Annotated in this window: 15 protein-coding genes; 10 read left to right on the forward strand and 5 right to left on the reverse strand. The window is 63.3% G+C overall.

All coding sequences use genetic code 11. The features are described from left to right. Window positions 1–37 precede the first annotated feature (37 nt). From ACFFUC_RS02875 to ACFFUC_RS02900, 6 genes are all read left to right on the forward strand, one after another. Window positions 38–1,000, forward strand: coding sequence for a glycosyltransferase (locus ACFFUC_RS02875; RefSeq protein ID WP_377683330.1), 963 nt, complete (start codon window positions 38–40; stop codon window positions 998–1,000). A gap of 58 nt (window positions 1,001–1,058) precedes the next feature. Next, a complete protein-coding gene (locus ACFFUC_RS02880; RefSeq protein ID WP_377683332.1) occupies window positions 1,059–2,252 on the forward strand; it encodes an MFS transporter in 1,194 nt (397 codons plus the stop codon). Beyond that, on the forward strand, window positions 2,245–3,291 hold the full coding sequence (locus ACFFUC_RS02885) for a glycosyltransferase family 4 protein (RefSeq protein WP_377683333.1): 1,047 nt from the start codon (window positions 2,245–2,247) through the stop codon (window positions 3,289–3,291). The genes ACFFUC_RS02880 and ACFFUC_RS02885 overlap by 8 nt, the downstream gene beginning before the upstream one ends. Further along, window positions 3,288–3,902: a glycosyltransferase family 29 protein gene (locus tag ACFFUC_RS02890; protein ID WP_377683335.1), complete on the forward strand. Its 615-nt coding sequence runs from the start codon at window positions 3,288–3,290 to the stop codon at window positions 3,900–3,902. The genes ACFFUC_RS02885 and ACFFUC_RS02890 overlap by 4 nt, the downstream gene beginning before the upstream one ends. 156 nt (window positions 3,903–4,058) lie before the next feature. Beyond that, window positions 4,059–5,081 carry an aspartate-semialdehyde dehydrogenase gene (locus ACFFUC_RS02895; protein ID WP_377683337.1) on the forward strand — a complete coding sequence of 341 codons (1,023 nt, stop codon included), beginning with the start codon at window positions 4,059–4,061 and terminating at the stop codon, window positions 5,079–5,081. A gap of 161 nt (window positions 5,082–5,242) precedes the next feature. Then, window positions 5,243–6,874: a DUF4139 domain-containing protein gene (locus ACFFUC_RS02900; protein ID WP_377683339.1), complete on the forward strand. Its 1,632-nt coding sequence runs from the start codon at window positions 5,243–5,245 to the stop codon at window positions 6,872–6,874. Between the two features lie 122 nt (window positions 6,875–6,996). Here the strand turns inward: ACFFUC_RS02900 and ACFFUC_RS02905 are convergent, their stop codons facing one another. Then, complete coding sequence (locus ACFFUC_RS02905; RefSeq protein ID WP_377683341.1) at window positions 6,997–8,652, reverse strand: PAS-domain containing protein; 1,656 nt, start codon at window positions 8,650–8,652, stop codon at window positions 6,997–6,999. Window positions 8,653–8,742: 90 nt separating this feature from the next. Then, window positions 8,743–10,083 (reverse strand): ActS/PrrB/RegB family redox-sensitive histidine kinase, encoded by a 1,341-nt coding sequence (locus ACFFUC_RS02910; protein WP_377683342.1) that lies wholly within the window; start codon window positions 10,081–10,083, stop codon window positions 8,743–8,745. Window positions 10,084–10,172: 89 nt separating this feature from the next. Between ACFFUC_RS02910 and ACFFUC_RS02915 the strand changes: the two genes are divergently transcribed. The 3 genes from ACFFUC_RS02915 (at window position 10,173) to ACFFUC_RS02925 (ending at window position 11,847) form a co-directional block, all read left to right on the forward strand. Beyond that, window positions 10,173–10,805 (forward strand): SCO family protein, encoded by a 633-nt coding sequence (locus ACFFUC_RS02915; RefSeq protein WP_377683344.1) that lies wholly within the window; start codon window positions 10,173–10,175, stop codon window positions 10,803–10,805. 117 nt (window positions 10,806–10,922) lie between these two features. Further along, a complete protein-coding gene (locus tag ACFFUC_RS02920) occupies window positions 10,923–11,468 on the forward strand; it encodes an ActR/PrrA/RegA family redox response regulator transcription factor (protein WP_377683346.1) in 546 nt (181 codons plus the stop codon). Window positions 11,469–11,538: 70 nt separating this feature from the next. Then, window positions 11,539–11,847, forward strand: a complete 309-nt coding sequence (locus tag ACFFUC_RS02925; protein ID WP_377683348.1) for an H-NS histone family protein — start codon at window positions 11,539–11,541, stop codon at window positions 11,845–11,847. 56 nt (window positions 11,848–11,903) lie between these two features. On the opposite strand, the gene ACFFUC_RS02930 is transcribed toward ACFFUC_RS02925, so the two are convergent. The 3 genes from ACFFUC_RS02930 to ACFFUC_RS02940 form a co-directional block, all read right to left on the reverse strand. Continuing rightward, window positions 11,904–12,509 carry a YfbR-like 5'-deoxynucleotidase gene (locus tag ACFFUC_RS02930; RefSeq protein WP_377683615.1) on the reverse strand — a complete coding sequence of 202 codons (606 nt, stop codon included), beginning with the start codon at window positions 12,507–12,509 and terminating at the stop codon, window positions 11,904–11,906. Window positions 12,510–12,649: 140 nt separating this feature from the next. After that, window positions 12,650–13,162, reverse strand: coding sequence for a protein-export chaperone SecB (gene secB / locus ACFFUC_RS02935; RefSeq protein WP_377683350.1), 513 nt, complete (start codon window positions 13,160–13,162; stop codon window positions 12,650–12,652). 50 nt (window positions 13,163–13,212) lie between these two features. Then, window positions 13,213–13,761, reverse strand: coding sequence for an FxsA family protein (locus ACFFUC_RS02940; protein WP_377683352.1), 549 nt, complete (start codon window positions 13,759–13,761; stop codon window positions 13,213–13,215). A gap of 154 nt (window positions 13,762–13,915) precedes the next feature. Between ACFFUC_RS02940 and ACFFUC_RS02945 the strand changes: the two genes are divergently transcribed. Further along, on the forward strand, window positions 13,916–14,575 hold the full coding sequence (locus ACFFUC_RS02945; protein ID WP_377683354.1) for a Tim44/TimA family putative adaptor protein: 660 nt from the start codon (window positions 13,916–13,918) through the stop codon (window positions 14,573–14,575). The last annotated feature ends 1 nt before the right edge of the window (window position 14,576 follow it).

Raw genomic sequence — 14,576 nt, forward strand, 5'->3', positions numbered from 1 at the left:
CATGGAGGGCGGCCCGAAACCAAGGTAACGGTCGCCAATGTATGGGCATCGCAGCATTCCTGACGGCGCGGCAAGTTCCGCCACAAGCAAGGTCGCGATCCTGCTTGCGCTCTATAATGGTGCCGATTTTCTGCGCGAACAGCTTGATAGTCTGGTCGCGCAAAGCCACGGCAGCTGGAGCCTGACCATCAGCGATGACGGCTCGCAGGACGACAGCCGCGCGCTTGCCGAGGCCTTCGCGGCCGCCCATCCCGACCGCGAGATCCGCCTGATCGACGGGCCGCGCAAAGGTCCGGCCGCGAATTTCCGCCATCTGCTGGCGCATGTCCCCCATGATGCCGGTTTCGTCGCTTTCTGCGATCAGGACGACATCTGGATGGAGGACAAGCTGGCGCGGGCAATCGGCGATCTGGCGGCAGAGCAGGGGCCCGCGATCTGGTGCAGCCGCGCGCAGGTGACCTCCGATACCCTGACCCCGCTCGGCCTGACCCCCGCGCCCAGACATCCGCCTTCTTTCACCAATGCGCTGATCCAGAACATCGTGATCGGCCACACGCTGACCCTCAACCGCGCGGCTTTTGCGCTGGTCGCCGCCGCCAATGCCGAGGCGGGCCCGGTCGTGATGCATGATTGGTGGATCTACCAGCTCGTGAGCGGTGCCGGCGGCAGGGTGGTTTGGAGCGACGCGCCCTCGACGCTTTACCGGCAGCACCGCCGCAATGCGGTCGGCGGGCAGGGCGGCGCGATGGCGCAATGGGCGGCGATGCGGCGCATGGGCGGCGACGAACACCAAAGCTGGAACCGGGTCACTCTCGCCGCGCTTGCAGCCTCGCGACTGCGCCTGACCCCCGAAAACCGCGCGGTGCTCGACGATTTCGCGGTGATGCAGGGCAGCGGGGCGCTCAGACGGCTCGCGGCTTTGCGCCGCAGCAAGATCCGCCGCCAAACCACCGCCGCGCAATCCGCCCTTTGGCTGAGCACCGCGCTCGGCTGGCTCTGACGGGTTGAACTTTGGCCCCCGCTCAGCCAGCTTCGCGCCAACCGCATCCGGAGGGAATATGCGCCTGATATTGTCGCCGGGGATCCTGAGCCTGATCCTCGGCTATACGATGAGCCAGTTTTACCGGGCCTTCCTTGCCGTCCTGACCCCGACCCTTTCGGCCGAGATCGGCGCGGGCCCTGCGGATTTGGCATTGTCTTCAGGGCTTTGGTATATCTCCTTTGCCGCGATGCAGCTGCCGGTCGGTTGGGCTCTGGACAAGTTCGGGCCGCGGCTGACGGTTTCGACCCTGCTGGCTTTGGGCGGCGGCGGCGGAGCCGCGCTTTTCTCGCTGGCCACCGCGCCCTGGCACCTGCATGTCGCGATGGTCATGCTGGGGATCGGCTGCGCGCCGGTCATGGTCGGCAGCTATTTCATCTTCGCCCGCACCCTGCCCGCGACCGCCATGAGCACGGCCGGCGGCGCGGTGGTCGGGATCGGCTCGCTCGGCAATATGCTGGGGGCCGCGCCGCTGGTCTGGCTGATCGGAGAGATCGGCTGGCGTCCGACCATGATCGGCCTTGCCGTCGTCACGCTGATGGTCGCGGCGACGATCTTCGCCTTCGTGACCGATCCGGCCAAGCTTGCCTCGGACCAGCCCAAAAGCTCGCTGAGGGGACTTTTGAAGGTGCGCGAGCTGCGCTTCATCCTGCCGCTTCTGGGCGTGACCTATGCGGCCTCGGCCTGTATCCGCGGGCTTTGGGCCGGCCCCTATCTGACGGAAGTCTTCGGCGCGAGCGACAATCTGATCGGCTGGGTGACCCTTGGCATGGGGATCGCGATGGTCACCGCGAACCTCTCGGTCGGAAGGGTCGTGCGGCTCTTCGGATCGGACAAGCGCACCTCGATCGCCAATACCTTGCTGCTGGTCGGTGTACTGACCAGCCTGTGGCTGTTCCCCGGCACCAGCCTGACGCTATCGGCGATCCTGCTGGTTATGGTCTGCATCTCGGACAGCAGCTATTCGCTTATCATGGCGCATGGCCGCGCCTTCATCCCGCAACATCTGGTGGGAAGGGGCATCACCTTCCTCAACATGGTGTCGATTGCAGGGGTGGGCGTGATGCAGTTCATCTCGCGGCCGGTCTATCTGGCGGCTTCGGCCAACCATGCTCCTGCAGCCGCCTATAGCTATATCTTCCTCTTTTTCCTGATTCCGCTCATCATCGGGTTGGTCTTTTACTTCTTCAGCCCCGAGGACGGCCATGTCTGACACATCCCTTTCCGACATCGAGGTCGTCGCGCCCAACCTCAAGAAACGGCTGTCCGGCGTGACCTCGACCGTGGTGCGGCTGATCCCGATCCAGCGCAAAATGATCGCGATCACGACCACCGGACCGGGCCTGCCGGCCGAGCTGCCGCATATCACGCTCGGCCAAGCCGCGCTCATTCCACGCAACCGCTGGCGCGTCTGGCATGCGCGGCGCAACACGGAAATGGCGCTGGGGCTGTTGCTGCGCCATGTGCTGCGGCGCAAATACCGGCTGCTTTTCACCTCGGCGGCGCAGCGCCACCACACCGGTTTCACCCGCTGGCTGATCCGCAAGCAGGATGCGCTGATCGCGACCTCGCCGCAGGCGGCAAGCTATCTCGAGCGTCCGGCGACGGTCATCCTGCACGGCGTCGACACCACGATTTTCCACCCGACAACGGACAAGTCCGCGCTCCGCCGCGAGCTGGGCCTTGATCCCGATGCGGTGCTGATCGGCTGTTTCGGCCGCGTACGCGCACAAAAAGGCGTCGACCTTCTCGTCGAGGCCGCGCTGCGGCTGTTCCCCTCGCGCCCCCGCGCCCAGATGATCTTCACCGGCCGCATCACCGCCGACAACCGTGCCTTTGCCGACGAATTGCTGGCGAAACTGAAGGCCGCAGGGCTTGATGGCCGCGTGCGCTTTCTGGGCGAAATCCCGTGGGAAGAGGTCGTGCGCCATTATCAGGCCCTCGATCTTTTCGCGGCCCCCGCACGATGGGAGGGCTTCGGCCTGACCCCGCTCGAGGCGATGGCCTGCGGCATTCCGACCGTGGCGAGCCGCGTCGGGGCCTATGAGGCGCTGATCCGCGAGGATGTCACCGGCTCTCTGGTCGCCAAGGATGATGCCGAGGCACTGACCGCCGCGCTGGCGCGTTGGCTCGACGACGATGCCGGCCGCGTCGCGGCAGGTCAGGCCGCGCGCGCCCATGTCGTCGAAAACCACGCGATCGAGGGCGAAGCCCGCGCCATTGTCGGCGTCTATCGCGGGCTTTTGGGATGAACCGGCTGCGCTTTTATCTCGCGCGGCTGCTGCGCGACGAGGCGGCGCTGCAACAGCTTTCGATCCCGCAAAGCGTGCTGACGGATGCGCTGGAGGGCAAAAGGATCGCGCTGATCGGCAATGCCCGCGCGCTGGCCGAGAGCGCTTTTGGCGCGGAAATCGACGCCGCCGACCTGGTGATCCGCATCAACCGCGCGCCGATGCCTGCGCCCGCAAGCCACGGCACGCGTACCGATTGGCTGGCGCTGGCGACCCGCCTGCCCGATGCCGACCGCGCCCGCCTCGAACCGGCGCGCCTCCTGTGGATGTCGCACAAACGCAAGCGGCTGGACTACGCCAGCGCGACCAGTCCGGGCTTTTACCTGCATCCTTTGTCCGATTACGCGGCACTCAAGACCGAGATCGGTGCCCCGCCCACGACCGGAGCAATGATGATCGACCTGATCGCGCGCTCGGATATGGCGGAGCTGCGGCTCTACGGCTTCGACTTCTTCGCCTCTCAATCCTTGTCGGGCAGCCGCACCGCCGCGCAGGTGCCCCATGATTTCGGCAGCGAAGCGGCCTGGGTCGGGGCTTTGCAGCAGCGCGACGCCCGCATCATCCGCCGCTAGGGCCCGCTACGGCAAAGCCGGATCGGTCACTTCGCCAAAAGTCTTGGCAGAATGCCTGATTTTTGCCGCTCTGCCAGTCAAAATGACCGATACTCGCTTTTACTTTCGCGAATTCCCACCTATATCGGCTCGTCTTGTTTTGAAGGAGACCCCCGAATGGGCTACAAGGTTGTTGTCGCCGGCGCCACGGGGAACGTGGGCCGCGAAATGCTGAATATTCTGGCCGAGCGCCAGTTCCCTGCTGATGAGGTTGTTGCTCTGGCTTCGCGCCGGAGCATGGGCACTGAAGTCAGCTATGGCGACAAGACACTGAAGACCAAGGACATCGAGGGTTTCGACTTTACCGGCTACGACATGGCGCTTTTCGCCATCGGCTCGGATGCGACCAAGCAATATGCACCGATCGCCGCCAGCCAGGGCTGCGTCGTCATCGATAACTCGTCGCTCTACCGCTACGACCCGGAAATCCCGCTGATCGTGCCCGAGGTGAACCCCGAGGCGATCGAGGATTACCGCAACAAAATGATCATCGCGAACCCCAACTGCTCGACCGCGCAGATGGTTGTCGCGCTGAAGCCGATCCATGACCGCGCGCGCATCAAACGCGTCGTCGTCTCGACCTACCAGTCGGTTTCGGGCGCGGGCAAAGACGGCATCGACGAGCTGTGGGACCAGACCAAGGGCATGTATGTGCCGGGTCAGGAAGTCTCGCCCAAGAAATTCCAAAAGCAGATCGCGTTCAACGTGATCCCGCAAATCGACGTCTTCCTCGACAGTGGCGACACCAAGGAAGAGTGGAAAATGGCGGCCGAGACCAAGAAGATCCTGGATACCTCGATCAAGGTCACCGCGACCTGCGTCCGCGTTCCGGTTTTCGTCGGCCATTCGGAATCGATCAACGTCGAGACCGAGGACTTCCTCGATGAAGACGAAGCCCGCGACCTGCTGCGCGAGGCCCCCGGCCTTCTCGTCGTCGACAAGCGCGAGCCGGGCGGCTATGTCACGCCGGTCGAATCCGTCGGCGATTTCGCGACCTTCATCAGCCGTCTGCGTCAGGACGTGACCGTTGAAAACGGCCTGAACTTCTGGTGCGTCTCGGACAACCTGCGCAAAGGCGCGGCGCTGAACGCCGTCCAGATCGCCGAGCTTCTGGGCAACCGCGTCCTGAAAAAAGGCTGATCGGCCAAATCGCTAACTCAAGCGTGAACGAAAGTCAGAGGGCGTCCGGCGGGCGCCCTCTTGCTTTTTGATCCCTCCTCGCCGAGCGTTCGGGCATCCGGCTCCGCATGCGCCCGTCTCCGGACACGGCTCCGCGCGGCCTTTCCAGTCACGAGGCTTCCATGCGCTTTTTCCTGATCTCCACCGCGGTCGCGGCCCTGTGCTCTCCGGCCTTCGCCGATCAGATCGAAACCGCGGCCCCCGTCCGCGAGGTCACGGTCTTCCCGTGGGGTGCCAGCGTGACGCGCAGCGCCGAGCTGACGGTCCCCGCCGGCAAACACGAGCTCGTCATCCCCGGACTGCCCGAAGGCACCGATCCCGCGACCCTGCGCGTCACTGCCGATGGCGCGGTTCTGGGCGCGGTCTCGCTGCAGGAAGGTCGGGCGCTGCCCTCGGATGCCGGGAAAACCCCCGAGATTGCGGCAGCCGAGGCCGAGGTCAACCGGCTCGAAACCGCCCTGCTCGAGCGTGACGCCCGCGTGAATGCGATCCTCGCCCGCGCGCAGGCCGCCGAGGACACGGTCGCCTTCCTGCTGGCCATGGCGGAATCCGACGGGCTGGCGCAAAGCGATATCGCCACCCTCGCCAATAGCGTCGGCGCCGAGATCCTCAAGGCGCGCGAGACCGCGATTGCCGCCAATACCGAGGCCGCAGCCGCAGCCCAGGGCCGCGACGATGCCGAGCGCGCGCTGGAAAACGCCCGCGCCCGCCTTGACGCGCTGCGCCCGCCCGAAGGCGAAGGCCGCACCCTTGTCGTCGCGATCGAAGCCGGTGCGGAGCCGGTCCGGCTGTCGGTCACCAGCCTGACCGCGGATGCGCAATGGGAGCCGATCTATGACGCATGGCTTCAGCGCGAGGCAAAGACGCTGACACTCGACCGCGGCTTGATGATCGCGCAGAATTCGGGCGAGGATTGGCGCGACGTGAAGCTGATGCTCTCGAACTCGCGGCCCGCCGACCAGACCGCGCCCAGCGTCCTGACCCCGATTTTCGAGGAGACCTACAAGCCCTCGGCCGACAAGAGGATGTCCGATTACAGCTATGACGAAGGCTCGGCGCGTGTGGCCATGGCCCCCGCGCCGGTCATGGCCGAGGCGGCTTCGGTGATCACGGCCGGCATCCAATATGCGGGCGAAGTCGTGACCTATGTCTATCCCGAGCCTGTCACCATCCGCGACGGGGTCGATGCGCTGCGCCTCGAGCTCGATACGCACCAGCTGACCCCCGAGATCCGCGCCGAAGCCGTCCCGACCCGCGACAGCACCGCCTATCTCGTGGCCGAGACCACCAACTCTCTCGATGACCTTCTGCTCCCCGGTCGGGTCACGCTCTACCGCGACGGCCTTTTGGCCGGCCAAAGCCGCATCGAGCAGACCCCTACCCGCGACCGGCTGCAACTGGGCTTCGGCCCGATCGACGGCATGAAGGTCGAGTACCAGATCCCGAAGGAGGCGACCGGCGATCGCGGTATTCTGTCGAAATCGAATACGGCAACGCGTTCGGCGATCCTGCGGGTCAGCAATCTGACCAACGAGAGCTGGCCTTTGCGGGTGATCGGTCAGGTTCCGGTCACGCGCCAGGACGATCTCAAGATCGGCTGGTCGTCCACGCCCGAACCCACGACGCAGGACCGCGACGGCCAGCGCGGGATTCTGGAATGGGATTCGACCATCGCGCCGGCACAGGTTCAGGACATCTCGCTCACTATCGATCTGAACTGGCCGGACGGAATGTCGATTCTCGGCAATTACTAAGTCCCGCCATTCCCGAGACCCCCGCGATCAGGATACCGGATCGGGCTTCACGGCCCGATTTCATGTCCACAATGCCTCGCGCGGGGCCTAGGGTGCGGCAGAAGCTCTAGCCCCACGGGATCCTATCCCGTAGCAGCCGGCAGAACGGGCGTGATTGGCGGCAGCCCCGTCGCGCTTCCGCCCGTCGCGGTTCCCGCAATGTCGCTGGGACGGCCATGCGGCCCGAAGGCGAGGCGTCCCTCCTTGGCGGGAAGGGCGAGCGGCGCGACCTCTTCGAAGGTAACCATCGCCCGCCCGCCTTTGAGAAAGCGCAGCACCCAGGACAGCAGCTCGCCCGAGGGCCCCGCCATGACGCCGCGCACCGTTTCCTTGTCGCCTTGGGCGAAAAGCGCGGCGTGAAAGCCCTCGCGCAGGGTCTTGAGGCCCGGCCCGTCGCCGGCCTGCTCGCGCCATGCGCCCAGATGATCCGCAAGTGACTCCTTGATCTCGGTTCCCCATAGCTCGCCATAGCCGCGGTTCGACATCGCGATCATGCCGTTGCTGTCGAAAACCGCGACCGCATTGGCGAGCGTATCCAATACCTCCTTGTTCAGCGACAAATCGGCGCGGAACTTGCGGGTCAGCGAGATTTCCGAGGTGATATCCTCGAACAGAAAAGCAATCGCGCCGTCGGGATGGGGCCGTCCGGTCACGCGGTAGGTCTGTCCGCCGGGGAGCGACCATGTTTCGACGTGATGACCCGAAGCCGCCGCCGTCTCGAGCGAGCTCATGCGGTTGCGCCAGCTGCGGTAATCCTTGGGCTCCGGCACCATCCGCGCCTCGCGCAGACGGTCGAGAAAGGCGTAAAGCGTCGGGCGCGCGGTCAGAAAGCCCGCCGACAGCGTGGTCAGATCGATCAGCGAGGGGTTGAACAGCTGCAGCCGCCGGTCGCGGTCGAAAATCGCAAGGCCGATCGGCAGATCCGCGAAAGTCTTGGTCAAAGTATGGACGAAATCGCGCAGGCTGCGCTCGGCGCGCACGGCCGTATCGGCAGGAAGCGCCATGCCGACGACATGATCGCCGACAACGCGCCCGTGGCATTCGTACCAAAGCGTCTGGCCCCGATCCTCGATCTGGGCGCGGCGCGGCGCATCGGAGGAACCGGCACGCACCGGCAGGTCGATCAGCCGAGGCAGAGGCCAGACGGTCTGGCCTTCGGCCTGCCGTTCGGCGATCTGGATATAGGCCGAATTGGCCCAGGTCACCATACCGTCCGCATCCTCGCGCCATGCCAGCATGGGTGAGCGGTCCATGGTGTTGCGCAACATTTCCAGCTCTTCTTCCATGGCGGAAAGCGTCAGCGAATCCACCACGATCCCCGCATTTTCCGAGGTCGGATCGTTCAGCGTGACGCGGATGAAATGGTTGTCGAGCTGTTCGATCAGAACCCGCAAGCGCCGGTGCCCCGCGCGGGTATCGCCCCCGATCTCGATCCGCCCGTCCTCTTCGAGATGGGCAAGGGCATCCCCCGCCTCGGGGAGCCGCATCGAGACCCAAGCCATCAGCCGCTGCCACTCTCCCTCGCCCGGCAGAAGGTCGAGCAAGGCCCGCGCGGGGGCCGTCCCGTCCACCAGCTTGTTGTTGCGAAACAGCAGGGCCAGAGGCTCGACGTCACGGTCAAGCCGCCCGCCTTTGGGCGATTTTCCTTGTGATCTGCCCTCCATCGTCATGATGAAAAGGACAGCGGCGATCACCGCACAAACACTGACCCCGAGCGCCAATAAGAGAGTCGTCACCATCTGCTTCGGTCCCCCATTTCATCAAAGCCCTAGCAAATGCGGGTTAAAGAAGGGTTAACCGGCGCCGGAAGGAAGGCCGTGACGGGGCGATCAGCTCTCGATTTCGGGATTTTCGCCCAGAGCGCCGCGCATATCGGCCTCGATCCGGTCGCGCGGCCATGTCACGGTCACCACGGCACCCTTGCCCGAATTGGCAAAGGCCAGATGCGCGCCCGAGCGCTCCAGAAGCGCCTTGGCGATAAAAAGACCCAAGCCCATCCCGTCATATCCGCGGCCGTCCTCGGCCCGGGGACGCGTGGTGAGAAAGGGGCTGCCGAGACGCGGCATCAGCGCCGGCGGATAGCCCGGGCCGTCATCGGCAATCTGCAAGATCAGCTGGCTTGGCGTCCAGTCGGCGGAAACCGTGACGCGACTACCGGCGAAATCGACCGCATTCTGGATGAGGTTGCGCAATCCATGCACCACGGCCGCATCGCGCAGGACCGTCTGCTCTGGCTCGCTCACGACGATATCGACGATGATGCCGCGCTCCATATGCGGGCGGGCGGCCTCGGCGAGCATGCTTTCGAGCGGCGCGGCGCGGATCAGCAGATCGTCCCTGCCCGCGCGACCCATGGATTTGAGGATCGTACTGCAGCGGTCCGCCGATTGGCGCAGAATGGCAAGATCCTCGGCAATATCGGGGCGCTCGGGCAGAAGATCCGAAAGTTCGTCGACCAGCTCGGCGCTGACCAGTTTGATCGTCGCAAGCGGCGTGCCCATCTCGTGGGCCGCGGCGGCGACCACCCCACCCAGATGCTGGAGTTTCTGCTCGCGCTCGAGCGCCATCCGCGCCGCGAAAAGCGCGTTCGAGGTCGTGACCAGATCGCTCGAGACCCGATGCGCATAGGCCGAAAGAAAGACCACCCCGATCACGATCGCGACCCAATGGCCGAATTGGTAGGGCTCGTCCAAGGCCAAAGTCCCGCCGCCCTCGTAACTCAGCGGCTCGGCCACCAGACCCGCAATCGTCACCATCACTAGCGAGGCCAACCCGAGCGCGATCATATGTCGCGCCGGAAGCGAAGTTGCCGCAATTGTGACCGGAGCGAGAACCAAAAGCGCGAATGGATTGGTCATTCCGCCGGTCAAAGCCAGAAGCGTCGCGATCTGCCAAAGATCAAAGCCGAGCTGAAGCGCTGCCTCGCGGTCCGAGACCCGATGGGCGGGGCGCCATGACAGCCAGATATTCAGTAGTATTGTCAATGCGATAGTCGACAGGACCGGTACCAGAGGCACATAGACCCCGATCAAAAGCGCCGCCGCGACCGCGCCAAGCTGGCCGCAAACCGCAACCCAGCGCAGCAGCAAAAGCGTCCGGAGCCGGATCGGCTCGGGCGCCGGTTGGCCCGGCAGCATGGTTATCCGGCGGGAAACGAGTTCGAGAGGCAAGGGGCGGCTCCGGTTCTAGGACGGCACGGGGCATTGATACTGACGGCCGGATAAGCAATCAATGCGCCCGCATTCGATAGGAGTATGACATGGCCGCCGATAAACGGATTCTGGCTTTGGGCGCTGTCGCAGCGGTGCTTGTTCTGGTCACGGGTGGCCTGTGGCTATCCAAAGCGAAATCGGGCGACGAATTTGCGCAATGCCGCAAATCGGTTGTCGCCGGCGGTATGGAATCCTTCGGCACGCCCTTTACCCTGACCGACGAGAACGGCACGCGGGTCACGGATAAAGAGGTCTTCACCGAACCGACGCTGCTTTATTTCGGCTATACTTTCTGCCCCGATGTCTGCCCGCTCGATGCCGCGCGCAATGGCGAGGTTACGGCCTTGCTCGAGGACAAGGGCATGTCGATCAATCCGGTCTTCGTGAGCGTCGATCCCGCCCGCGATACGCTCGAGGTACTGCGCAGCTTTACCGATGCGATGCATCCGCGCATGGTCGGCCTGACCGGCTCGGCCGAGGAAATCGATGCGGTCGCCAAAGGCTGGCGGACCTATTACAAACTCAACAATCAGGATGATGCCGAGAACTATCTCGTGGATCACATGACCAATACTTTCCTCGTCATGCCCGGTCAGGGCACGGTGGAATTCTTTGGACGTGACGTCACCCCCGAAGATATGGCAGCGCGCGTCGGTTGTTTCGTCGAAGCTGCCGGATAAGCGGCCGCAAACTTTGACGGGAAGGGCCGGCGTCTTTAAAACAATCGGCAAGAGCCTGTGCGCATTGCCCATTTGCGGACCCGCCCTGTCCCGTCACATCGTGAAAGATCCCTAACCGTGAATACAGTTGAAATCGGTCCCGATCCCAGCCTGCTTCTTGTCGATGACGACGAGGTCTTTCTGACGCGCTTGAGCCGCGCCATGGAAAAGCGCGGCTTTGACGTTGTTGCGGCTCCTTCGGTGGCGGCAGCGCGTGCGGCGGTACTCGCCCGCCCTCCGGCTTATGCCGTGGTCGATTTGCGGCTCGAGGACGGCAACGGCCTTGATGTGGTCGATGCCATTCGCGAAGCCCGCGTCGACGCGCGTATTGTCGTTTTGACCGGTTATGGCGCGATTGCGACTGCGGTGGCTGCCGTGAAAATGGGCGCGACCGATTATCTTTCCAAACCCGCCGATGCAGATGATGTCACCCGCGCCCTCCTGGCACGCGGTGAAACATTGCCGCCGCCGCCCGAAGCGCCAATGTCGGCCGATCGCGTGCGTTGGGAACATATTCAACGTGTTTTTGAACAATGCGAACGTAATGTCAGCGAGACCGCGCGCCGTCTTCACATGCATCGCCGGACCCTCCAGCGGATTTTGGCCAAGCGCAGTCCCAAATAAATCAATTCTATTGCAATTCCCTGAAAGGGCGTAATATCAAATTACACAACCTATTATTCCGGGATTTGGAATGCCTATTGATCTTGACGCTCTTTCGTTGAGCGAACTGCGCGACCTGCGCAACAAAGTCGAACGCGCGATCTCTTCTTACGAAGACCGTCGCCGCAAAGAAGCAATGGCGGCTATTGAAAGCGCCGCCCGCGAGCATGGCTTCAACCTCGCCGAGCTCACCGGTATCAAACTGTCGAAATCGAAAGTTGCCGCCAAATACGCCAACCCCGAAGACGCCAGCCAGACCTGGAGCGGTCGTGGTCGCAAGCCGCGTTGGGTGCAAGAGCACCTCGACAATGGCAAGCCGATGGGCGAGTTGGAAATCTGATTGAAATCCCACCAAGCGGTGGGATTTTTCTTTTTAGATCGGGAATTGGACGGCCTTTAACCGCCGTCCATTCCACGAATGATATCATTGAATCTTTGCAAGAATGCCGCGCGCGCTTCTGCTGGCGGACGCAGGCGGATTGTCAGGCCGGCAGCAATATCCCCGCCGATTGTCGGGAATAGCTTTCTGGCTTCTTCCGGCGAGAATCCGGCAATCTGGATTGCCTCCATCCGCGCCGAGATCCGGTCGGCCTGTTTGATCGAGCGCTTGATCGCCACGGGGATTTGCGCGGGCAATCCGAAACGGCGATGCACGGCCGCGGCGATACGCGCCTCCATTTCGCCATATTCGGAACCCAGCGCCGACTTTACCGGCGAGATCATATCCCCGATCACATATTCGGGAGAATCATGAAGCAATGCCGCCAAGCGCCAGCGAATTGCCCCGTCGGGATTGAGCAGAGTGAATATCTCTTCGACCAATATCGAATGTTCCGCGACGTTATACGCCCAATCACCTCTGGTCTGACCGTTCCAGCGGGCAACGAAAGCAAGGCCGTGGGCAATATCCTCGATCTCGATATCGACGGGCGTCGGATCAAGCAGATCAAGCCTGCGCCCAGACAGCATTCTCTGCCATGCCCGTTTCGGCTGCGATGCCATGTCGATCTCCTTAAAGCTGCGTTCTGAATAGGGAACATTCGTTAAAGAATAGTTCACCTTCAAATCCGCAATCCCGTGCACGAAACAAAAGGGCCGCGCCCTTGAATGGCGCGGCCCCGATGAATTGCCGTGACGTCACATTACGACAGCGGCTGGTTCGCCGGCACTTCGTTCTGCGCGCGGCGCTGGATTTCCTGACGGTAGAGCGCGACGAAATCGACCGGATCCATGTTGAAGGCCGGGAAGCCGCCGTCGCGGGTCATGTCCGAGATGATGCGGCGCACGAAGGGGAACAGGATGCGCGGGCATTCGATCAGCAGGAACGGATGCATCTGGTCTTCCGGCACGCCCTCGATGTGGAAGATCCCGCCGTAGTCCAGCTCGCACAGAAACAGCGGGGTCTTGTCGGCGGCATTGGTCGAGGTCACGCGGAATTTCGTAATGACTTCATACTGGTTCTCGGTCTGGCGCTTGCGCGCGTCGAGGCTGACCTGAACGTTGATCTCGGGCTGGACCTCGCCACCCGGCGCGCCCTTCTGGGCCACGGCATTCTCGAAGGAGAGGTCGCGGACATATTGGGTCAGGATCTGCATGCGAACCGCTGCGGGCTGCGCTTGACCGGCTGCCGCGCCGTTCGGGGTATCGTCGCTCATTACTATCCTCCTTGGATTTCACAAGGTTCTAGCACTGCACAACGAGGCGCTCAATGCTGCGTCCAGCCGGAATTTCCGTTGCTGTTGCCGCGATCGCGACCACTGCCGTTCGCTCCGTCGGCGCCCGGACGCGGCAGGCCGACATCGGACGGCGGCACATAGGGGTCGTCCTGAATGACATATTCGCCATCGATCACGCCGGCATCGTGGTAGCGGCTTTGCGCGCCGCCGAAACCGAAGCTCGCGCCCGTCACGGTTGTGCGCGCCGCGATCTGCTTCACGATCTGTTTACGCAGCGGCGGGATCAGCAAAAGTCCCGCCAGAAAATCGGTGAAAAAGCCCGGCACGACCAGCAGGACGCCCGCGATCATCAGCAGCGTCCGGTCGGCCATCGGCGTCGTCGTCCCGCGCATTTGCTGCAACGATTGCTGGAGATCCATCGCCGCCTGCGCGCCCTGATGGCGGATCAGCGCCATACCCGCGATACCGGCGAGAAACAGCCACGCCAGCGTCGCCAAAACGCCGATTTCACCGCCGATTATGACGAAAAGCGCGATCTCTATGATGGGCAGCAACATAAAAACCCAGGAAAGGCGCATTTTTCATCTCCTTTGTCGAAGCAACTTCGACTGAATTCACAGCCGAAACTAGACTTGTCGCGACCTGAACCCTACATAGAGAGTGATCCCGCCAAAACCAACCGTCCTGCCCTCAGGAACTCACCACTCACGTTACTCCGGCCAAGGTTAACAGATGTCGAATGCCTTTCTGCAACTTCTCGTGCTGGCCGCGATCGCGGTTTTCCTGATCATGCGCCTGCGCAACGTCCTCGGCTCGCGCGATGGTTTCGAGCCGAGCCAGAACGAGCAGCAGGCACAGCAGCCGCGCCGCAATTTCGACGTGATCGAGGGGACCGCCAACCAGGAGGACGGCGATATCGCCGACCATGCCGAGCCGGGTAGCGCCGCCGCCAACGCGCTCAAGGCGATGCGCCGCGTCGAGCCCGATTTCGAGGTCGGACCGTTCCTTTCGGGCGCAAAGGGCGCTTACGAGATGATCCTTCTCGCCTTTGAGCGCGGGGATATTTCCGATGTGCGCGCCTTCCTTGCGCCGCAGGTGGCCGAGGCTTTCGACAGCGTGATTGCCGACCGCAAGGCCAAGGGCCTCGTAACCGAAGCCAATTACCTCGGCACCCGCGAAACCGCGCTGGCCGCCGCAGAATTCAACCCCGCGACAGGCCTTGCCGAGATCACCGTGCGCTTTGTCGGCGAACTCAGCCTTGTCGTGCGCAATGCCGCGGGCGAGATTGTCGAAGGCGATGCCAAAACCTCGCGCAAACAGCGCGACAACTGGACCTTTGCGCGCCATATGGGCCAGTCCGATCCGAACTGGCAACTCGTCGCTACGGCCTGAA

Source organism: Paracoccus cavernae (assembly GCF_042430175.1).
Lineage (GTDB): Bacteria > Pseudomonadota > Alphaproteobacteria > Rhodobacterales > Rhodobacteraceae > Paracoccus > Paracoccus cavernae.

Bases quoted from the DNA above. Each gene is read 5' to 3' on its own strand.
- ACFFUC_RS02875 (WP_377683330.1), top strand. From the start codon at position 38: ATGTATGGGCATCGCAGCATTCCTGACGGCGCGGCAAGTTCCGCCACA.
- ACFFUC_RS02880 (WP_377683332.1), top strand. From the start codon at position 1,059: ATGCGCCTGATATTGTCGCCGGGGATCCTGAGCCTGATCCTCGGCTAT.
- ACFFUC_RS02885 (WP_377683333.1), top strand. From the start codon at position 2,245: ATGTCTGACACATCCCTTTCCGACATCGAGGTCGTCGCGCCCAACCTC.
- ACFFUC_RS02890 (WP_377683335.1), top strand. From the start codon at position 3,288: ATGAACCGGCTGCGCTTTTATCTCGCGCGGCTGCTGCGCGACGAGGCG.
- ACFFUC_RS02895 (WP_377683337.1), top strand. From the start codon at position 4,059: ATGGGCTACAAGGTTGTTGTCGCCGGCGCCACGGGGAACGTGGGCCGC.
- ACFFUC_RS02900 (WP_377683339.1), top strand. From the start codon at position 5,243: ATGCGCTTTTTCCTGATCTCCACCGCGGTCGCGGCCCTGTGCTCTCCG.
- ACFFUC_RS02905 (WP_377683341.1), bottom strand. From the start codon at position 8,652: ATGGTGACGACTCTCTTATTGGCGCTCGGGGTCAGTGTTTGTGCGGTG.
- ACFFUC_RS02915 (WP_377683344.1), top strand. From the start codon at position 10,173: ATGGCCGCCGATAAACGGATTCTGGCTTTGGGCGCTGTCGCAGCGGTG.
- ACFFUC_RS02925 (WP_377683348.1), top strand. From the start codon at position 11,539: ATGCCTATTGATCTTGACGCTCTTTCGTTGAGCGAACTGCGCGACCTG.
- ACFFUC_RS02930 (WP_377683615.1), bottom strand. From the start codon at position 12,509: ATGGCATCGCAGCCGAAACGGGCATGGCAGAGAATGCTGTCTGGGCGC.
- secB (WP_377683350.1), bottom strand. From the start codon at position 13,162: ATGAGCGACGATACCCCGAACGGCGCGGCAGCCGGTCAAGCGCAGCCC.
- ACFFUC_RS02940 (WP_377683352.1), bottom strand. From the start codon at position 13,761: ATGCGCCTTTCCTGGGTTTTTATGTTGCTGCCCATCATAGAGATCGCG.
- ACFFUC_RS02945 (WP_377683354.1), top strand. From the start codon at position 13,916: ATGTCGAATGCCTTTCTGCAACTTCTCGTGCTGGCCGCGATCGCGGTT.